Origin of the sequence: Paenibacillus contaminans (genome assembly GCF_003285015.1) — a bacterium.
Taxonomy (GTDB): Bacteria; Bacillota; Bacilli; order Paenibacillales; family NBRC-103111; genus Paenibacillus_V; species Paenibacillus_V contaminans.
This window is the reverse complement of the sequence record NZ_QMFB01000011.1, coordinates 105,907-127,198: the sequence shown is the minus strand read 5'-3', so window position 1 is coordinate 127,198 and position 21,292 is coordinate 105,907. Positions and strand designations below refer to the sequence as shown.

Below are 21,292 nucleotides of genomic sequence, written 5' to 3'. Positions count from 1 at the left end.
AGCAAGGAAGCGGCTAACGGGAAAGCAAGCGAATAAACGAGGATGAACAGGAGAGCGGCTGAGCCGGGAGCTTCAGCTGGGGCTTAGCGGCTTTCCCGCCGATTCATCATGCGCAAAGGGGATGAGCGGCATGGCCGTAATGACGGTGACGGGCAAAGTCAGCGCGGGCAGCTTGGGGCTGGTGCTGCCGCATGAGCATGCTTTTATCGATCTAAGAGATCTTGTGCCTGCGCCGCATACGATTTCAGGCAAGGCGCTGGCGCAGGAGAAGGTAAGCTTGACGAATTTGGGGAGACTGCACAGAAATCCTTATGCGGTGCTGGATAACGCCGTTCTGGATGACGAGCGAATCATGGAATGGGAGCTTCATGAGTTCAAGAAAGCGGGAGGAAAAACGTTCGTCGATCTGACGCTCCGGGATATAGGCAGAGATCCGGTATTGCTGGCCCGATTGTCCCGGGCGCTCGACATCTACATTGTGGCCGGATGCGGCTACTATATTAAAGCTTCCCATCCGCCCGGCATGGACGACAAAACGGTGGAGGATATTACCGAGGAAATCCTTCGGGAAATCCGCTGCGGTATCGATGGAAGCGACATTCGGGCAGGCGTTATCGGGGAGATCGGGACGAGCGAAATCATCTACCCGAACGAAAAAAAAGCATTGATAGCGGCAGCGCTCGCGCAGAAGGAAACCGGTCTCGGCATCCACGTGCACACCGATTTATGGGCTACGAACGGTTATGAGGTCGTGAAGATTTTAACCGGTCACGGCGCCCCGCCGGAGAAAATATGCATCAACCATATCGACGTCGATCTGAAAATGAACTACATGAAGGATTTGTTGAACCTGGGCGTCTACATCGAATTCGATAATTTCGGCAAAGAGTTTTACGCGGATAGGCGGCATAAGAGTGTTCTTAAAGGGCTTTTCGCCAGAGATATCGAGCGCGTCAGGGCGATTAAGGAACTGATCGATTGCGGATTTGCAAACAGAATTCTACTGTCCAACGACGTCTGCCTGAAAACTTGCCTTCACCACTACGGCGGCTGGGGGTACGACCATATGATCACGAACATCATTCCGATGATGCTGGACGAAGGAATTACGCACGAACAAATTCAGACGCTTATGGTTGCCAATCCGGCGGCCTTCCTGGACGATGGCAAAGACTAAAGAAATCAGTCTCGAGCTCCGGCAGGAGGGCATGAGCGGCGGTGTCGCATGTGTCGGTCCACCTCCGTCATGCAGCGCAACACCGCGCGATAGGAGTTGCTCGCGGTGCGAAAAAGAAAATCAGTCTCGAGCTCCCGGACGGAGAGCTTGAGCTGCGATAAGGAATGAGGGATCCTGATGAAGCTGATCGATTGCAGCTGCGCGATCGGATACAAGACGATTAATTACGAGGTCGTCAATCACGAGCATCTTCTTGTCAGGGAGAAAGTGAAGCAGGCGCGCGATGCGGAGGAGCTGTTGGCCGAGCTTGATTTTTGCGGGATCGACTGTGCGGTCGTCAGTCATAACGCGATGACGGACGTAGATCCGGACTATGGCAATCGCGCGGTTTTGGCGGAAACCGCCAAAGCGCCGGACCGGCTGATCCCCACCTGGACGCTGCTGCCGCCGATCACGGAGAAGCAGTATCATCCCGAGCGGTTATTCCCCGCGATGAAGGCGAGCGGCGTTCGGATGCTTAGAGCCTACCCCGAACGCAATCGGTATGAGCTCTGCGGGATCGTTATGGGCGAACTGCTCGGGGAGATGGCCGCGGCCGGAATACCGTTGTATTTGTCGCCAAGCGAAGGATGGCAGCCGATCTATCGCGTCCTGGAGGAGTTTCCTAGCTTGACGGTCATTTTGCACAACTACGGATTATGGAGCCATGCCCGGTTAACGTATCCGTTATTTCGGACGTACCGGAATTTCTATATGGAGACGGGCGATATGCAGACAGCCGGCGAGATCAAGGATATTTGCGGCAAGTTCGGTTCGGAACGGCTATTGTTCGGTTCGGATTTTCCGAGCAATGGCATCGGAGGCCCGCTAGCGGCTTTATTGGGCTCCGGTATCGCACAGGATCATCTCGAAAATATCGCTTACCGTAACGCAGAGAGACTGCTTGGCGAGGTGAGACTATGAGCATCGCGAAGATGACCAATCGGTCGCTATTAGCCCGGGAGTTCGCGGAAACCGGCAGATTGTCCTCTCAGCCGATCATCGACGCGCATACGCATATGGGACCTTTCTATGGCACTTACTTGCCGGAAGCGCACCTGGATACGATGCTGCAAACGATGGACAGGGAGAACATCGAATGGATTATTTCCGCGCCGCATAGCGCGCTGTTCGACCCTATCGGCGGGAATTCGGAGATTCGCGGGGCCATGAAGCAATATCCGGACCGGATTTACGGTTATTATGTCGTGAATCCGCACTACGACCATGACCTGGAGCGGGACTTGGAACAATTCGACCGCGTGGGCGGTTATGTCGGGTTTAAGCTTTTGCCTGACTATCACAAATACCCCCTGACAGGCGAGAAGTTTAGGAGAATCTATGAATTCGCCGATGAGAGAGGGCTGCTTTTGCTGTCCCACACTTGGGGGCATAGCCCGTACAACCCTCCCCAGATGATCGGGGAATTGGCGAGCCGATACGGGAACATTCAGTTTCTTCTCGGCCATTCGGCGCCGGGGGAGACCGATTATGCGATTGAACTAGCCAAGCGGCAGCCGAACGTTTATTTGGAATTATGCGATACCGGCCGGCTAAACGGGATGGTGGAGAAAATGGTGCGGGCGGCTTCCTCCGAGAAGGTCGTGTTCGGAACGGATTTTCCCTGGTACGACCCTCATTACATGCTCGGCAGCGTGCTGTTCTCGGGCATCGGCGACGACGACATCCGCAATATTATCTATCATAACGCCAAACGTTTAGTCGGCAAGAATAGGAAGGGCAGTGGAAAGAATGACTGAAATCATAGAATCGTTCGAGACGGCAAAAGGCAACCGGTTCGGAGATTTGCTGTCGGCGAGAGTCGAAGGAAAAAAGCTGAAGGTAGGGTTATTAACGGTAGGTTTTTTTGAATATTGGAGAATGTTCCCGGACACCCTCAAGGCCAATGTTACCGCAGATATGACCTGTATCTACGATCGTCTTCGCGCCGTTCTGGATCAGGATACGGTCATCTGGCCGGGGCTGATCGATACGCTGGACGGCGCGGAAGCGGCGGGCCGAATGCTGGCAAGCGAAGGCGTCGATCTGATTGTATACGCAGCCGGAACGTATTGTCCCGACTACATGGCGATCCAAGCATTGGAGCATATCCGTCACGTACCGATGATTTTGTTTAATACGCAGCGCGATAACGAGATTCATTTTGACACGAATTATGAGAATATTCTGAGAAATAGCGCTTTAATCGCAAGTCTTCAGTTAGCGGCTACGTTCCGGAAGATGGGATGGTATCCGGATTTGAAAGTGGTCGTAGGCTCCATTCAAGACAGCTTGGCCTATCGGGAAATAACCGCTTTTGCTCGCGCGTATAAGGCGTTTATCGAGCTGAGAAGCACCAATATCGGCGTCATCGGCCATGTGTTCAGAGGTATGTACGACTTCGAATACGACAAAACGATGATAAAAGGCACGCTGGGACCGAACATGATTTCCATCCAAGTCGATCATTTGCTCGAACAGTTCGGCCAAGCGGCGGATGAAGAAATCCGGTCCGTTATGGAGACGACGCAAAGCCGGTTTCATATCGTCGGACTGAGCGAGGATGATATCTACAAGTCTTCCCGGTTTTACGTCGCATTGAGAAACACGCTCGAACGGTTCAGACTAGATGCGCTTACGCTGCTGGGCCAGCACTACGTCGAGCAGAAAACGGGAACGACCTCGTATTTGGCCAATACGATGATGCACGAGGAAGGCAAATACGTCGTGAATACCGAGGGCGACGTTCACGGGCTGATCATGATGATCCTCATGAACAAGCTCGGCGGGAAAATCCCCGCTTACGCCGAGTGGGGCGAATTCGACGAGAAGCTTAATGCGCTTCTTATGGTTCATCACGGCTACGCAGATACGGATTACGCGACGAATCGCAGCACGGTCAAAGTCAATCGGTCTCCCGAGCAGTGGGGACTTCAAGGAGCCGGCTTCGGCTTCGAATATACGCTCAAACCGGGCGCCGTGACGATCGGCCATCTGATCATCGATGCCGAGGGTTATAAAATGCTGATCGTGAGAGGTGAAGCGCTTCACGTGCCGGAAAACATCCCATGCGAAGAGATTACGGCGGTCGTGCGGCTCGAACGGCCGATCAAACAGTTTCTCAAAGAATTGATCAAGGAAGGCTTCGCTCATCACTGCATTATCGCGTATGGGGACCTCGTCGAGGAATTGTCCCTGATCGCCGACTTCATGAAGATTAGAAAAGTGATCTATTAAAGGAGGAATCCGTCCGTGATTCATATACCCGCAGAGGAGTTCACCGCCAGAGTCGAGAAGCTGAGAGCTTTAATGAACGAACGCGGGATCGACGCTTGTTTGATCTACGGCGACGAATACCGCAAGGAAAACCTGCGTTATATCGGCAATTATTGGCCATTGTTCGAGAGAGGGGCGGTGGTTGTGCCAATAACGGGCGAGCCTTTCGTTATCGCCGCGCCTGAGGGGGAAATGTTCTGCCGCGAGATGAGCGCCTGGCAGGACGTCCGGCTGCTTCCCGAATTTAATTGCGTAACCGTGCCGGACGAAATCGAATACCCGCAAGCGTTATATACAAGCTTGACCGAGATCCGCGAGGGGCTGCAGCGCGGCGGTCCGTTACGGAGACTGGGGATCGTTGGCATAGATGCGATACCGGTTCCTTTAGCGAGAAAGATCGAACATCACTTCGAAGGCGTCGACATCGTCGATGCGGGCGATCTGTTATTCCAGCTTAGAATGAGCAAAAGCGCAAACGAAGCGGCCTGCCTGCAAGAAGCCGCGCGTATCGCGGATGAAGGCTATAAGCAGATGATCCGGCAGGCGAGACCGGGCATGACCGAGCTCGAGCTGGCGTCGCTTGTTTACGGCGAATGTACGAAGCAAGGAGCTGAAAGCATACCTTTCTGTCTTGTGACGAGCGGTGAAAGAGTAAATACGATTATAGGCAGGCCTTCAAGAAAAGTGATCGAAGACGGGGATATGATCATGGCCGCCATTGCGGTTCAGGTTGAAGGCTATGTGGCGACGTTGAATTTCCCTTTCGTCACGGGCGAGATGAGCGAGGAGCAGAAGGCTTTTATCGATATTCTTGTCGAAGCGGAGGACCGGGCGTTGTCCCAAATTCGAGCGGGCGGCAAACAGAGCGATGTCGTACGTGCTGTTAAAGCTTATTTCAAGGAGAAGGACGTATCGGCGTACGACCTCTACCCTCCCATGCACGGCTGCGGGCTGGCCGAGGCGGAATCGCCTTACCCGGACGAGAACTCGGAAGCGCTTTTCGAAGCGGGAATGACGGTTAATACCGACGTCAGCCTGTTCGGCCACCCGCACGGCTCGAACCGGATCGAGGAAAGCTTGATCGTAACGGAAACGGGATATGAATCCATGTCCAAGCTCGTCCGGCATCTTAGCGCAACGTGGAAAGCCAAAAGAATCCTATCGCTCGATTAACGGAGGGCAGCAGCATGGAAAAACAAGGCGCCAAAAACTGGTACGTTATCGACGGTTACTTGCCCTACAAGGGAAGAGTCGATCATGAAAACCTGGAGGGTCATGAAGCGATCATGATCCTCAACTGCCATGACGAAGACGCTGAAATCTTCATGGATATTTTTTATGAGGACAGGGAGCCGGACACCGGTATCGCGATCGCCGTACCGGCGCGCAGAGTGAAATGTTTTCGGATGGATCATCCGGAGGAAATCGGCGGCGTTAAGCTGGAACCTCAAGTTCAATATTCCCTGCGATTCAGGAGCAGCATCGAAGTGGTCGTTCAATACGGGCGGATGGACGTCGCCCAACCCAATCTGGCTTATATCGGCATGATCGGTTATTCGGAATGAACAACAACGCCAAGCTCAAGCGGGAATTCCCGCTTCATCTGATGCTGATTCCCGGCGTGATCCTGCTCCTGATCTATAGTTATTTTCCGATGGTAGGCATTGCGTTCGCGTTCCAAAAGTTCATTCCGATCCGGGGATTGTTCGGCTCGGAATGGGTGGGGTTGGATAATTTCCGCTACGTGATGCAAATGCCCGATTTCTGGAAGGTGCTGTGGAATACGTTTTATATCTCATCCATGAAAATTATTGCGGGGCAGATTGTTCCGATCGCGATCGCCCTGCTGCTGAACGAAATGAAGCGGGAATTGGTCAAAAGGGGCATTCAAACGCTGATTTATTTGCCTCACTTCTTGTCGTGGGTCATTCTCGGCGCCGTTCTTGTCGATATCCTGTCCCCCTCGGAGGGTATCGTAAACCAGCTCCTTCAACAATTCGGAATGGATCCGATTTTTTTCTTGGGCAGCAATAAATGGTTTCCTACCGTCATTATCGCTTCCGATGTGTGGAAGGAATTCGGGTTCAGCACGATCGTGTACCTGGCGGCGATTACAAGCATTAATCCGTCTTTGTACGAGGCGGCGATCGTGGACGGCGCCGGCCATTTGAAGCAGGCCTGGCATATTACGCTTCCGGGCATGGTGCCGATCATCGTTCTGCTCGCGACATTAAGCCTGGGCAACGTGCTGAATGCCGGCTTCGACCAAGTGTTTAACCTGTATAGTCCGACCGTTTATGAGAGCGGGGATATTTTGGACACGTTAATTTACCGGATCGGACTCGTGGACGCCCAGTTCGGCGTAGCGACGGCGATCGGCTTGTTCAAATCGGTCGTTTCGCTTGTTCTCATATCCGTTTCGTACGTGCTGGCCTATCGCGTAGCCAACTACCGCATCTTCTAAGAAGGGAGTGACTCCTATGCGTTATGCGTCCGCCAGCAGAAAATTATTTGTTATCGCCAATTACGTTTTTCTCGTACTCGTCTCATTGCTCTGCTTACTTCCCTTGATTCAAGTGCTGTCGATTTCCTTCAGCTCGAGCCAGGCCGCTTCCGCCGGTCTGGTGAAGCTTCTGCCTGTCGATTTCAGCCTTGATTCCTATCGATATATTTTGCAGAAGAAAGAATTCATCGCCTCGTTCGGCATTACGGTTCAGCGGGTGGCGATCGGATACCTCGTCAATCTTCTGTTAGCTCTCCTGTGTGCGTACCCTTTATCGAAAGAAGTCAAGGATTTCAGAATGCGCACGTATTACGCTTGGTTTTTCGTGTTCACGATTTTATTCAGCGGAGGGCTCATTCCGACTTATGTCGCGGTCAGCGAGACCGGGTTGCTGGATTCGATCTGGGCGCTTATTTTGCCCGGCGCGGTCGGCGTGTTTAACGTAATCCTGCTGCTCAATTTCTTTCGCGGCTTGCCCAAGGAAATCGAAGAATCGGCTTTCATGGACGGAGCGGGGCATTGGGTCGTATTGACGAGAATGTACGTGCCGATGTCGATGCCCGTTCTCGCGACAATCTCGCTGTTTACGCTGGTCGGACATTGGAACGCTTGGTTCGACGGGCTGATCTACATGAATTTTCCGGAAAAATACCCTTTGTCTACTTATTTGCAGCTAATGGTCATCAACAGCAATCCGATGAAAATGGATATTAACAACTTGAACGGCATGCTGGAAATATCGGAACGGACGACGAGGGCGGCGCAAATTTTCTTGGGCGCACTTCCCATTCTCATCGTGTATCCGTTCTTGCAGAAGTATTTCGTGAAAGGCATCGTGCTTGGGAGCGTCAAGGGGTAAGACGGGAAGCGTTGCTGTACGTGTTTGGAAGAACCAAATGGAAATCGGCGGTAACTGCTTGCATGCTCTATAACGTTAAAAGTTAACGAGGTTTAATGGAGGGAATGATCGGGATGGGTACAGCCCGCTATGAAAAATGGGTGTGGATTGAATTAATAGGGTTCGACAATACGGAGCCCGATTTCGGCGTAGCCGCCTATTTGGATACGTTAGGCGCAGTTCCGAACGCGATATCCTTGCTCTTATTTACGCCGGATTTCGTGCATGCGCATTCCGGCATGGAGGTCGAGTGCGTACTGCCGATCGAGATGTGCTCTTATGCGGCGCGTCCTTACGGCAAGCTGCACGACAGGCAGCAGTGGACGAACTTTCAACTTCGCGGACTGGTTAAGGAGCTGCAGAAGCAGGGAGTTGAGGTTTATTGCAGCTTTTTCAACCTGTTCCTGTTTCAAGACAATGGGCATGAACGCGCAAGCGAATGGTGCTCCGCTCACCCCGAGCTGTACGAAATGAGAAAGACGGGAGAAGCCTTCCCGGTAATCAATCCGTTAAAAAGATTCAAAGACGGCACTTATTACGAGGATGCGTTCGTACGCGATCTGATCGCCGTTATGCGGGATTACGATTTTGACGGGTATCACGGCGCCGACGGTTATACGAGCCCGCGGCTCAGTCTGGCCGAGGCCGATTACTCGGACGATATGGTCGAGCAGTTCGTAAGGCTCGGCGGCGTGGAGCTGCCGGGCGATCTGCAAGCTGAGTGCGACGGGAATCCGCTCGAAATGGAGAAACGCGGCGATTGGATCTGGACCCGCAAACGGGTGGAGTGGATTCGCTTTTACGCCGAACGGTGGGGACAGCTCTGGCAAAAAATCATGCCGGCTCTGCGCAAGGAAGGCAAAAAAGCCGTTCTGAACTCGGTCTGGACCCGGGATCCGTTCGAAGCGTTGTACCGGTACGGCGTCGATTACCGTTTGCTCGCCGCTTCCGGCGTCGACGGAATCGTCATCGAATCGGTCGCGGCCTCCCTGTCCGCCGGCGCGGGGGAAACGGAATATCGCGAACCCGGCTCCGAGTTCATGTCGATGATTCTTACGATCAAAGCATACTTGCCGGACGCAAAGCTGATCTGCTTAAACGCGATTCAGGATACGAACGAGCAGTGGGACGGCATCAATCACGTGCCCACCGTGGTGGAAAGGGACATCTACTCCTTCTCGAATCTGTATTTGCAAGAAGGTGAAGGTATACGGCGCTGTACGTCGGGATTTGTCGCTTGCTTGGGGGACGGTATCAGCCGGGATAGCTGGGACAAAATTTTGAAACGCTGGGATCTGGGCTATGACGGAGAACCCGAACGGATGATCGGCGCGAGCTATGTCTGGTCGGATGAGGTTTTGGCACGTTCGCTGGAGGAGTACCCGGCGACCCGGAACTGGACGTCGCAAAAATTCGTGACGGAGCTGCTCGAGCTTGGCGCCCCGATTCACGCTGTCGTCAACGTTAACGATTTGACGAAGGCAAGCGGTACGATCTGCGCGAGCCATCTGCATCTGATGAGCGATGAGGAGCTCGGAAAGATTCTCGTTTATCGGAACGGACCGTCCGTCCTGATCGGTAAATTGACAGAGCGGCTATCCCGCGCGTTTGCGAACGCCAACAATCCCGTGGACTGCGGACTTGACCGGTCGTTTTGCGCGGTTCGCGACGGGAATGGCGAGATCGTGCGCTTTATTGTGTCGGGCGATTCCGGACATGGGGAGGACTTAACCGGCCTGAACGACATCAAGTCTTGGCTGGAGCCGCTGGACTTTAGCAGCGTGTCCGAAACGTTCTTACACGAATGCGCACAGGCATTGATCGAGCTATCCGGAGCGCCGAGAGCGCTAAGCAACGAACGATATATTCGTCCGGTCGCGCTTGAGATGAGCCCCGGAAAATGGCGAATTTTGATTCGCAATCTGCATATCAACTACAAGTCGGCTCACCTGGACCTTGGCCGGCCGATCGCGAATATTCGCGTGTTGACCGAATTTCCGGGCATCCCCGTTTTTCCGAAGGGCTCGGCATTCAGCCTTTACGTACCCGGTAGAGGCATGGTGATCGTGGAAGCGACTTTTTCATGACGAGAGCGGGAGGCAGCCCTTGGATCACTGCATAGTCAAGGTACTTTAATGAAGAAAACTTCACTGTTAATGAGGCGAAGTTCACTATTCATCCGGAAAATTGTATGTTCTCGGCAGCTAGTGAGGGAAACGCAACTATCAATTTCCTTTTTCTTACTAACAGTTGAGTTTGCCTCATTAACTCGTCCGAACATGGGTTGCCGGCGAGAAATAGTAAGACTTGCCTCACTAATAGTTGCTTTTGCCTCATGATCACTTCAGACGCGAGGTGCGGGCGATAAGTCGTACTCAATCGGCCCCGATGGAACAGGACATTTATAGCAAAAGGCCTCTTAAACACAATTCAGGATACGAGGTGCAACGAACGATGGCCAAACGCAAGCATAATAACCCCACTCCGACCGTAGCCGGGGAATTCCCGATCGGAATTTTCGTCGAACCGGCGCCTTCTTCGGCCACCGACGCTGCTTTTGCCGAGATCCGGGAGATGAACGCCAACTTTATCGTCGGCCAGCAATCGACTACACCGGCGGCGACGGATTGGGCCCTGGAGAAGGCGCAGGCGAACGGACTGAAAATTCTCGTCACCGATACGGGAATCCGCTGGATTCAGACGGAGTGGATTGCGCAGAACGACGATAGCGGAGAAGGAATTTATCTCCGGAGAGCAGGCTCGATCGGCCAGACGTTTACGACGCCGGACGTGGACGATCTAAGCCTTGCGATCGTTTCTTTCAAGATGAATGGAGAATGGCCGGCGGAAACGACCGTGACGCTTAGCGTCTACGATAACGAAGAGAAAGCGGAGCTTCTCGCCCGCTCGACGCTGACGGGGCCGATCGGGAGCCGTTACCCTGAATTTCGGTTCGCCCGAATGCCCGTTATGCCGGAAGAGCCTCAATACGCCGTCGCTCCTAATCGAACGTATTACATGGAATTTTCGCTGGACGGGGCGGAGCGCTTGGGGCCATTTGCAACGGGCGCTTTAGGCGGAAACTCAGGCGGGCAAGCATATGTCGACGGATCGCCGGCGGTTTTCGATCTATATTTTCAGCTTACTCTGAAAACGTCGCGGGGAGGCAGTATTTCTGCTTTTTCCCCGACAGGAAGGCCGTCAGACGCTTATATCGAAACGCTGGTCAACCATTATCGCGATCATCCGGCCGTACTCGGCTATAATCTGATCGACGAACCCTTCGCCGAGCTGTACCCGATGATGAAAGAGACGTCGGAGCGGTTAAAGGCGCTCGATCCGGATCGGATAATTTACACGAACCACTACCCGCTGAACGAAACGGGAGACAGCTACTATTCGCTGGAGGGCACGCCGCCGCTTGGGTATGAGGAGTATTATGACCGCTGGCTTGCGACGAATCCGGATATGTTCTCTTTCGATTTTTATCCTTTCAAGCAAGAGGAATTTGACGAGAAACCGTATTATCAGTCGTTGGAATTTTTCCGGGGGAGGAGTCTTGCGACAGGAATCGATTTTTGGGCGTACATTCAAAGCGCCGACTATGAATATTTTCAAATCGCGGAGCCGAACGAGCGTCAAATCCGCTTTCAGGTATATTCAACCTTGGCTTACGGGGCCAAAGGATACGTGTACTGGACTTACGGTACGCCATCCGTAATCATTGAAGGAAAAGAGATGTGCAAGCGCGCGATCATTCTGAGGGACGGTTCCCGAAACGCGACTTACGAATATGCCAAAAAGGTCAACGCGGAAGTTTTAAAGCTGGGCCCTGCTCTATTGTCGCTGACGTCCAAGGAGGTGTTCCACACGGGCGGTTTGCCGCCGTGGAGCCGGCCTTTGCCGAAGGATTTTTTCTGGCAGCCATCGGAGGGCGATGCGTCCGTTCCCTTAATCGTCGCCAGCTTTGAGAACGAGGACGGCAAAGTGTTTGTGATGGTCGTCAGCAAGGATTTGGAGCAGGCTCGTACAGTGACTTTTCAGGTATCGGGCAATCCGGGAACAATAAGGGAAGTATGCAAAGCTACGGGAGAAGAGATTGAGACGGCTTATAACGGCTTAACCGGCATGCTGTCCGTTAACCTGTCGCCGGGAGACGGGAAATTGTATGCGCTTGGGGAGCGGTAATATCGCAGGAAAGCGAGGGCAAGGCCATGGCTAATGCGAAGAACAAACCGAACAGCGGGAGTACGGATAGAGGGAGGGGGGATAGCGGGTTCTCGTGCAGCGATAGTCCGGAAAATAGGAACCCGTATAGCGAGTCTCTGTACAGCGAGAATCCGGATATCGGGAAGGTTTACCGCCAGCGGCAAAAAAGCGAATTCGACGAGCTGATCGAATCCCGGCGCCATGCCGCAAACGGGAGGAGGAAACGTTTTTTTCAGCTGGATACTTCAAGTATCGCCGCATTTGAGAAAGACGCCTCACGAATGCGGGAGAGGCTCAAGGAGATGCTCGGATGGCCATTGGCTCCGGAACCTGATGGAAGACCGGAGGCTTCCCATGAAGCGATCCCGGAAGCGAAGGTTCATTTCGTTTCCGAGGACCGTCTGGGATATATTTATCGGCTGGAAATCGAAGCAGGCTATGGGTTAACGACCTATGGCTTGCTTTTTGTGCCGAAAAAGGACGGCCCGCATCCTCTCGTCATTTCCCAGCATGGCGGGTGGGGGACGCCGGAGCTATGCTCAGGATTTTACGGAGACAGCAACTATAACGACATGACCCGCAGAGTATTAAAGAGGGGAGCTGCCATCTTCGCGCCGCAGCTCCTGCTGTGGAGAGCCGAAACGGACGGCCCCGAATATCACCGGCACCGGTACGACAATCAATTGAAGCAGCTGGGAAGCTCGATCGCCGCGGTTGAAATTTATAAAATCCAAAAAGCGCTCGATTATCTAATCTCCAGGCCCGACGTGGACAGTACCAGGATCGGCATGATCGGGTTATCGTACGGCGGTTTTTATACGATGTTTACCGCGGCGCTGGATACGAGAATCCGCGCGGCGTATTCCTCTTGTTTTATCAATGACCGGTTCGTTGCGGACTGGCAGGATTTTACCTGGTTCGATTCCGGCAATACGATGCTGGACGCGGAAATATGCGCGTTTGTCGCTCCGCGCTTCTTGTACTTGGAAGCCGGAACGCGAGATGAAACCTTTCTTCACGTACACGCGCGGCGCGAGATGGATAAAGTCGCTGAAGTCTATGGGAGATTAAATTTGCCGCATCGCTTCTGCGGAAAATCGTTCGACGGAGGGCATGAATTGGATCCGCAGGACGAAGGAATCGAGCGGTTTTGCCGCTATCTCCTGCACGGCGAGGAAGAACGCAATAGATGTCAATAAAAGCAACATTGGCAAATAGCGGCCCCATAGGCCGCTGTTTTATATTATTTTATGAAAACGCTTCATAAATAATTAAGATGAGGTGAGTGTATTGTTAAGAAAGGTAAAGTCAGCTTTGCTCGCTTTCGCAGTGGCGGCAGGAACGCTCATGGGTTCGTCCGCATACGCGGCCAGCTCGAATCCGACGCCTACGGTGTCGGGGGAATTTCCGATCGGGATTTTCGTCGAGCCGCCCCCGCCGGACGTTACCGATGCTTCCTTCGCGGATATTCGGGCCATGAACGTCAATTTTATCGTAGCCAGCAACTTGAATACGACGCCGGCCACGACCGATTGGGCTTTGGAAAAGGCTGCCGCCAACAACCTGAAATACTTGGTGACGGACACCGGCATTCGCTGGTACCGCTCGGAGTGGGTCTCGCAAAATTCGGACGCCGGAGCTCCGCTTTATTTGCGGAACGATAAATCCATCGGACAAAGCTTCGTCACCCCGAATCAACCGGATATGGCGATATGGAAGCTGTCGTTCAAGAAAAACGGTGTTTGGCCTGCGGGCAAATCGGCTACGATTCGCATCTATAACGGCCCGGACAAAACGACGTTGATAGGGAGCTCGACGCTGACGGGGCCGATCGTCACGAATTATCCCGAATTCGTTATTAACGGCGCGGTAGTAGCCCCCGGCACGTCGTATTACATGGAATTGACGACGGACAGCACGACGGATCTGGGCCCGTTCTTGATGAGCGACTCGGATGCTTATGCGGACGGCCAGGCTTATGTCAACGGTTCGCCGCAAGCGAACGACGTTTATTTTCAAATGACGCTCCCTCGATCGGGCGGAGGCAACTGGAACGCTTTTTCCCCGACGGCGGATTTATCGGATGAGTTTATCGAAAGCTACGTCAATCACTATAAAGATAATCCGGCCTTATTGGGGTATAACCTGGTCGATGAGCCGTTCGCCGACGTCTTCCCCAAACTGAAGGCCGTATCCGACAAAATCAAGGCAATCGATCCGAACCATATGGTGTATACGAACTTATACGGCGTATGCGACGATTGCCAGCACTATTATAGCGGGACCAACGATCCCGTAAACGGAGGTTATCAGAATTACGTAACAAGCTGGCTGGCGACGAATCCGGACATGATATCGTTCGATTCGTATCCATACCTGTCCACCAGGTTCGACGAAAAGCCCTATTATCAATCCCTGGAGTACTTCCGCGAGCAATCGTTGTTGAACGGGACCGATCTATGGGCCTATATACAGTCGATGTCATACGATTATTTCAATATGGTCGAACCGAGCGAGAGCCAGCTCAAATTCCAAGTTTATTCCACGTTAGCTTACGGCGCGAAAGGATACGTGTACTTTACGTATTATACGCCGGCGGGCATGGATAACGGACTCATCCTTCCGAACGGAACGAAGAACGATACTTACGACTATGCCAAAGCGGTCAACGGAGAAGTGTTGAAACTCGGTTCGACGCTGTTGACGCTAACGTCCAAGGATGTTTATCATACCGGCGGAGTTCCGCCATTCGCCACGGCTTTGCCTGCGTCCTACTTCTGGCAGCCTTCGGGAAGCGCGCCGCACATGCCGATGATCGTCTCGCGCTTCGAAAACGAGGACGGCAAACAATTTGTGATGATCGTAAACAAGGATCTGGAAAACGCGCATACCCAGTCTTTTACGCTTTCGAACTTGCCGGCTGCAGTCAAAGAGGTGTCCAAAACGACGGGATTGGAAGCCGCCACGAACTACAACGCCGCGAACGGCACGTTTAGCGCCAGCTTTGCGCCGGGTGAAGGCAGACTGTTCGCATTGGAAGAATCGGAGGAGGAGCCGGAGTTTGTCGCGAACGATCTTGAGGTATCCGCATCGGCTAATGAGGCGGTGTATGGAACGTTAAGCGCCAACGGCGCGGTCGGGAATTCGCCGACGTTCAGCATCGTGACGAACGGCGCCAAAGGAACGGCGGTCGTTACGAACGCAGCCACGGGGCAATTTACGTATACACCGAATCCCGGGGCAAACGGAGCGGATACGTTTACGTTCAAAGTCAATAACGGCGCGATCGACTCGAACATTGCGACCGTGACGGTGAACATAGCCGCGGCTAATGAGCTCCGAACGACGATCACGGGAGCAAGCACGGTTCAGCCGGGGAAGAAGGTTACGGTCAAATACGGGCTTAGCGGACTTGCTCAAAACGTATATGCGCAGGACATTCAGTTGAATTACGATCCTGCCGTTATGGAGTTCGTTTCGGCCAAGTCCATCAAACAAGGCGTTAAGCTGGTCCGTACGATCAAAAATCCGGAGGGACAGCTCCGGCTGGTCGTCGCCAGCGAAGGAGCCGGAAACGGGGTGACGGGTGATTCGGAGCTCCTCGAGCTGACGTTTAAAGCCAAACCGGACGCCTTATCGGCGACTGGAACGATTTCCGTGACAAGCGCGATTTTGGGCGACGCGCAAGGTAACGAGTTTCAAGCGGCATCTTCGTCGATTGATATAATCGTGGCCAACCTGGGCGATTTGAACGGTGACGGATCGGTGACGGTCGGGGATCTGGCGATCGCATCGGCAAATTACGGCAAAAACGCGAGCAGCCCGGATTGGCAGCAAATCAAGATGGCTGACATGAACGGAGACGGGACGATCGACTGGACGGATCTTACGGAGATTTCGAAGAAAATCGCGAGTTGACGAACTTCTGAGGCGGCATCTAACCGATGCCGTCTCTTTTTATGGCCGCGGTGGCAGCTCAAGGGGCGGGATTGGAATTACCGGAGGCCTGTGAGGCGCTTTTGTAGGCGTACGTAATCCGAATTTGCCCGCTTGGAGCAAGGAATCGTGGCGCCTTTTATGCGTACTTCGAATCTGCCCGCTTGGAGCAAGGAGTTCGGGGAGCCTTTTACGCGTAATCCGAATTTGCCCGCTTGGAGCAAGGAACGAGGCGCCTTTTATGCTGTAATCCGAATTTGCCCGCTTGGAGCAAGGAATCGGGCGCCTCTTATGCTGTAATCCGAATTCGCCTGCTTGGAGAATGGATTCACTGGCGTGACGAGCCAAATAGCCGCTGCAAGCGGGCGTTTTCGGACTGCAAGCGAGAAAAGGAATCCGAACTCGATTCCAAGCGGGTAAAATCTGACTGCAGCGCATGCCAGCGGCGAGTTGGAGCGGCGGCCGGATGGCCATGGACATGCAGCCTTCTCACCGGATTTTACGACAACAGTTCCTTCAACGCTCTCCGGTATCTCTCAACCCGGGCGTAATCTTTTTCAGCCGGATCGGGGATTCTGGACAAATCCATATTATCTTCGATATCGGCGATTTTAACGTTTCGTGCGATGCTATTGTTCTTGGCTCGGGCTATGAATTCGTCGTAGCTTTCATCTTTATTTTTGGTCAGCGCATGAACGGCATCGATAATTTCCCTCGTAAAGCTTTTCTCTTCCAAATCCTGAGGAGTCACGGTAGTATCCTCAAATAAATCGTGGAATACCGCTGCGATCCGTTCTTCATTCGTTTGCAATTTCATCATCACCCGGAGCGGATGGAGTATATAGGGATTACCTCCCTTATCCGTTTGTCCTGCATGCGCTTGTGCGGCAAGAGCTATCGCTTTTTCCAACGTACTCATTCGGCGCCACTCCTTATGCAAAGTATATGCTATAACCATCCGTCCCCTAGAGCCGTTTTGCTTTGGTATTAGTTTAGAACGTATCTTTAAGCAATAAAAGATGGGGTTCGGGATCAAAAGCTCAACGACAGGTACCCTGGAAGACACGGTTATCTTATGTAAGTTATCATCCATATCCCAAATTTATAATAAAAAATCCAATTTAAATGGGCTGGTTTATTGACGAAAAAAGATTACACAATAAGTGTAATTAACTATACTTTAAATAAGTAGAAAACATTGATAGTAAAGCTTTTTTAGGTGTAAAAAGGTGGTGTAAACTTTGGCTTATGAGCACTTTGATACTACAGAAGGACGTTTAGTCTATAAACCAGATCTGAATCCCTATGACTATGAAATACAGCAACTTATTCTAGAGGCGGAGAGAAATATAGGGGCACTAGCTAGATTGGGGTTAAAAAGCCATCCCTTAAAACCCTCTATCCTGCGTAACTCTTTAGTTAGAACAGCTCATTTCACAACGAAAATTGAACAGAACAAACTGGAGTTCAAGGAAGTAGAGCAACTTTATCAAAACTACAAAAAAAAACCGCTTACTATAAAACAAAAAGCACAATTAGAAGTCAAGAACGTCTTTCAAACCTATGAGTACATTTACAGTTTAGACCCGTACAAAGATTTTGCCGACATGGATGAGCCTGTATTAAGAAAAATACATTATACGTTAATGGATGACTTAACCGGTTATCCGGAAGGTTACAGAAATATTCCGGTAGCGCTTCAGGATGGCGACGGGCATGTCAGTTATCAGCCTCCAGCTTTTAATGAAGTCCCACGACTTGCAAGCCTACTTTTCCTGGTTGTACACTAGCGTTACCGGATTTACGAGCCCCTATGAAACGGAGAAAGTAAATCATGAAATGAAAGTACATCCATTGATCATTTCTGGGGTCACCCATCATTTAATAGGTAATATTCACCCGTTTCCTGACGGTAATGGAAGAACGGCTCGGGCATTTTCGACTTTGGTTGGCTTAATTCACTCCGATCTTGTTACAATTAAGGACGCATTTAGTGTTGAAGAATTTTTCGATAAAAGAATTGAGGATTATTACGATACACTAATGGCTGCAACACAAGGAAACCTAAAACCTTTCATTTTATTCTATCTTGAATGCGTGAATGCTTCTCTTACCAAAGTACTCAAAGAACTTCAACGTTACGATAAGATAAAACATATTCGTGAACTGTTGGGAAGAGGGCATGCCAAAACAATGTTCGAGTTGATCAGCAGAATGGAAGACGGAGAGGTATTCCATAGACAACTGTTTGATGATATCTTAGAGGCCTCACCCTCCAGCATTGCAAAAAACATTTCAAAACTGAAAGACTTGGGAATTATAAAACCAGGTCATAACCGAGGGGAATATATCGTTTGCATCGTGGATTAAGCTATGCGTTTGTCTTATATTTAGAGCACTGTTCCTCTAAGGGGATCAGTGCTCTAAATGCATTTATGCCATGTAAACAATGTAGGATTGAGAGTCCCCAAATCCCCCGAACCCCCGCCTTTTCAAGAAAATGAACAGGAAAATATAGATTTTCGCCACAATTTTATATGGTCTGCTGGCCGCTTAGGACGGTAATCTAAAAAGATGAAAGCGCCATCATATGGCACTCGCCGATTCCCCCTACAGCTCCGGTATGCAACGGGGCGTGGAATCGAACCGTGACAGTAGAGCGATTGCCTTTTCGTGCGGGGGACAAACGGCAGAGACGTCGCTAAGGAATCTTAAGAATACGTCCTCTACCGCAAAGCGTCTGCATGATCCTCCAGCTTCGCGAAGTCGACCGTATGTTGCTCTTATCTGTCTGGCGATATATGGATGACGGCTCTATCGGACCGCAGGATTCGATAGCCGTCGTGTGACCGAGCACCGAATGCCGGAAGCTGCGTGCTCGTGCAAGCGATACCGTTTATGCCAGGTTTCCGTTCGCCTTCCATATGGATTGTTTTATAATCAGAGTAAAGTCATTCATAGAGACGGGGGAGGGTAAGGATGCGCGAAAATAGAAAAAAACCGGCGGTCCGGACATCATACACCGCGGTCTTTTCCTTGCGGAATGTTTTGGTGTTCACGTACATCCTTTTATCGGTGCTGATTATCGCCGTATTCTCCGGCATTACGATCCGCGTCGCCGAGAAAATCATTACGGAGAAGGAGAACCGGGCGGTGCTCAGTTCCTTGCAGAACATATCCGACCGGATCAATCTGAAAATCGACGAATACGCAAACCGGATGATCACGCTCGCTTACGACGCGACGGCGCAGACGCTGCTTAAGCCTGCCGGTCTTACGGAGCAGGAGCGCTTCGACCTGACCAACGTGCTGTATGCCAAAATGTTCGACGTCAACGTAACCTATTCCGAAATCCAATCGATCGTCATGATGGATAGGGACGGAACGAAATATACGATTGCGAATCAGCGCAGAAGCTTGGAGGAGCTGCTCAGTAAGTACTACGGCACGCCTCTAAGCAAAGAAGTGGACGAACGGGAGGGCGGCTTGTACATCGACTTTTCGGGCAAATATTCGGAAGACCGCGATCATATTTTGCTGATCAGAACGATTAACGAGCTGCGCGGCAGGGAGGCCATCGGGATTATCGCGGTCAGCATCAAGAAGGAAGCGCTGGAAAAAATTCTGTTCCAAGACCCGGCCCTCCAATCGACAAGGCTGATCGATTCGCACGGTATGATCGCATCCGATGCGGATAAAGAGCTGCGCGGCACGGTTAACGATATTAATATTCAATCCCGTATCCAGAACGGGCCGTCCTTCACGACCGAGCTGAACGGCGAATCGTTTTTCGTTACGCATTTGCAGAACAAAGGCTATCCGTATACGCTAATCAACCGTGTGCCGGAGCAACTGATCTATAAAGACGTCGCCTATATCAAAAAAATCATCATGTATCTAATATTAATCATTCTATGCGGGGTCGTGACGATCGCATTTTTCCTGTCCCAATCGCTGGTGAAGCCGATCGGCAAGCTGATTAAATCGATGAATCGTGTAAGGCGCGGGGACCTGAACGTCAAAATGGAGCGTATGCCGCACAACGAAATCGGCGTTCTCGCCGACAATTTCAATCAGATGGTGGACACGCTCCGCAACAGCATCCCCCTCCGCAAGGAGCGGCTGATCGGCAAGCTGCTGCTGGGCAGAGTTTCGAACGACGAGTACCGCGCTCAGGCGGCGGAGCTGGGGCTGCCGAACGAAGACATCGGCGGCTGCGCCATTGTCATCGAAATCAACGAACGAGGCGGCGAACCGGTCTCCATCGATGAGCTGGAGTTATTTTTGCAAGAGAAGCTGATCGCCGCGGGTTCCGCCGCTTTGCTTTATGTGCTCGATAACCGGCGTATCGTCGCTGTCGTGCAGGATACGGAGGCCGAGCTTATCGTTCGGCTGCATGAAGCCATGTACGATGGGAAAGGGATTTCGTCCGCCATCGGCGTAGGCCGTTCTTACCGCGCTTACGAGAAAATGCACGATTCCTACAATGAGGCGCTTGAGGCCCTTCGCTACAAGCATTTGTTCGGCGCCAACGAGATCATCTATATGAGCGACATTCAGGTGAACGACTACAACTACGAGCAGCTCGACGCGATGGAGGACGAAATCGTTCAGTCCGTTAAATATTTGCAGGAAAAAGAACTGCTGGCAGGAACGGAAGCTCTGTTCACCCTGTTCAAGGAGCAGTTTGTCAGCCGCGAGACGATGGTACGCACGATTACGAACATTTATTTTAAACTATTGCGCATGATGAACAGCTACCGCATCGATTTGCGGAGCAGCGACGCCTCGCCGTCTCCCATTCCATCATTAGAGAAGGTTACCCGTCCGGGGCATACGCAGGAGCTTAAGCAGGAGTTCGGCGCTTTCCTGCAAGCCGCAGCTTTGTTGATCGGCAACGAGCAGGAGAAGCAGATGAACGCGACGATCACGAAAGCAATTGAAATCATACGGGAGCGATATGCGGACAGCACGCTGTCGGTCGGCAGCATCTGCAAGGAGCTGTTTATAAGCGAAAATTATTTTTCGAAGCTGTTCAAGCAGGAAACCGGCAAAAACTTTTCCCAATTCGTATCCTCGCTGCGTCTGGAGGAGGCCAAATCGCTGCTTCAGCAAACGGATCTGAAAATAAACGAGATCGCTTCGCGGGTAGGGTTCAGCGACGCAAACTATTTCAGTCTGTGCTTCAAGGGGGCATACGGCATGTCGCCGGGCAAATTCCGCGGATAACGGGATCTATAAAAATCAAACATCC

16 protein-coding genes are annotated in these 21,292 nt (G+C 51.9%); 15 read left to right on the top strand and 1 reads right to left on the bottom strand.

Annotated features, from left to right (window positions below; translation table 11 throughout):
• Positions 1-130: 130 nt before the first annotated feature.
• The 12 genes from DQG23_RS19420 to DQG23_RS19365 all read left to right on the top strand — a co-directional run bounded on the left by DQG23_RS19420 (position 131) and on the right by DQG23_RS19365 (position 16,020).
• On the top strand, positions 131-1,177 hold the full coding sequence (locus DQG23_RS19420) for a phosphotriesterase family protein (protein ID WP_158560594.1): 1,047 nt from the start codon (positions 131-133) through the stop codon (positions 1,175-1,177).
• 177 nt (positions 1,178-1,354) lie between these two features.
• Positions 1,355-2,140 carry an amidohydrolase family protein gene (locus DQG23_RS19415; protein WP_113032538.1) on the top strand — a complete coding sequence of 262 codons (786 nt, stop codon included), beginning with the start codon at positions 1,355-1,357 and terminating at the stop codon, positions 2,138-2,140.
• The gene (locus tag DQG23_RS19410; RefSeq protein WP_113032537.1) at positions 2,137-2,976 is read left to right on the top strand and encodes an amidohydrolase family protein; all 840 of its coding nucleotides are present in this window, start codon (positions 2,137-2,139) and stop codon (positions 2,974-2,976) included. Before DQG23_RS19415 ends, DQG23_RS19410 begins: the two co-directional genes overlap by 4 nt.
• The gene (locus tag DQG23_RS19405) at positions 2,969-4,453 is read left to right on the top strand and encodes a hypothetical protein (RefSeq protein ID WP_113032536.1); all 1,485 of its coding nucleotides are present in this window, start codon (positions 2,969-2,971) and stop codon (positions 4,451-4,453) included. The genes DQG23_RS19410 and DQG23_RS19405 overlap by 8 nt, the downstream gene beginning before the upstream one ends.
• A 15-nt stretch (positions 4,454-4,468) precedes the next feature.
• On the top strand, positions 4,469-5,665 hold the full coding sequence (locus DQG23_RS19400) for a M24 family metallopeptidase (protein WP_113032535.1): 1,197 nt from the start codon (positions 4,469-4,471) through the stop codon (positions 5,663-5,665).
• 14 nt (positions 5,666-5,679) lie between these two features.
• The gene (locus DQG23_RS19395; protein ID WP_113032534.1) at positions 5,680-6,057 is read left to right on the top strand and encodes a sensory rhodopsin transducer; all 378 of its coding nucleotides are present in this window, start codon (positions 5,680-5,682) and stop codon (positions 6,055-6,057) included.
• The gene (locus DQG23_RS19390; RefSeq protein WP_113032533.1) at positions 6,054-6,956 is read left to right on the top strand and encodes an ABC transporter permease; all 903 of its coding nucleotides are present in this window, start codon (positions 6,054-6,056) and stop codon (positions 6,954-6,956) included. Before DQG23_RS19395 ends, DQG23_RS19390 begins: the two co-directional genes overlap by 4 nt.
• 16 nt (positions 6,957-6,972) lie before the next feature.
• A complete protein-coding gene (locus tag DQG23_RS19385) occupies positions 6,973-7,854 on the top strand; it encodes a carbohydrate ABC transporter permease (protein WP_113032532.1) in 882 nt (293 codons plus the stop codon).
• A 113-nt stretch (positions 7,855-7,967) separates the two neighbouring features.
• Entirely contained in the window at positions 7,968-9,980 is a 2,013-nt protein-coding gene (locus DQG23_RS19380) for a hypothetical protein (protein WP_113032531.1), read from the top strand.
• 367 nt (positions 9,981-10,347) lie between these two features.
• A complete protein-coding gene (locus DQG23_RS19375; RefSeq protein ID WP_113032530.1) occupies positions 10,348-12,081 on the top strand; it encodes a glycoside hydrolase 5 family protein in 1,734 nt (577 codons plus the stop codon).
• Between the two features lie 26 nt (positions 12,082-12,107).
• The gene (locus tag DQG23_RS19370; protein WP_113032529.1) at positions 12,108-13,301 is read left to right on the top strand and encodes an alpha/beta hydrolase family protein; all 1,194 of its coding nucleotides are present in this window, start codon (positions 12,108-12,110) and stop codon (positions 13,299-13,301) included.
• Positions 13,302-13,392: 91 nt separating this feature from the next.
• On the top strand, positions 13,393-16,020 hold the full coding sequence (locus DQG23_RS19365) for a cohesin domain-containing protein (RefSeq protein ID WP_113032528.1): 2,628 nt from the start codon (positions 13,393-13,395) through the stop codon (positions 16,018-16,020).
• Between the two features lie 517 nt (positions 16,021-16,537).
• On the opposite strand, the gene DQG23_RS19360 is transcribed toward DQG23_RS19365, so the two are convergent.
• The gene (locus DQG23_RS19360) at positions 16,538-16,957 is read right to left on the bottom strand and encodes an HD domain-containing protein (RefSeq protein ID WP_113032527.1); all 420 of its coding nucleotides are present in this window, start codon (positions 16,955-16,957) and stop codon (positions 16,538-16,540) included.
• 322 nt (positions 16,958-17,279) lie between these two features.
• On the opposite strand from DQG23_RS19360, the gene DQG23_RS43000 reads away from it, so the two are divergent.
• The 3 genes from DQG23_RS43000 (at position 17,280) to DQG23_RS19350 (ending at position 21,267) form a co-directional block, all read left to right on the top strand.
• Positions 17,280-17,828 (top strand): Fic family protein, encoded by a 549-nt coding sequence (locus DQG23_RS43000; protein ID WP_238177942.1) that lies wholly within the window; start codon positions 17,280-17,282, stop codon positions 17,826-17,828.
• Positions 17,755-18,408, top strand: a complete 654-nt coding sequence (locus tag DQG23_RS42995) for a Fic family protein (RefSeq protein WP_238177941.1) — start codon at positions 17,755-17,757, stop codon at positions 18,406-18,408. Before DQG23_RS43000 ends, DQG23_RS42995 begins: the two co-directional genes overlap by 74 nt.
• 609 nt (positions 18,409-19,017) lie before the next feature.
• The gene (locus tag DQG23_RS19350) at positions 19,018-21,267 is read left to right on the top strand and encodes a helix-turn-helix domain-containing protein (protein WP_113032526.1); all 2,250 of its coding nucleotides are present in this window, start codon (positions 19,018-19,020) and stop codon (positions 21,265-21,267) included.
• The last annotated feature ends 25 nt before the right edge of the window (positions 21,268-21,292 follow it).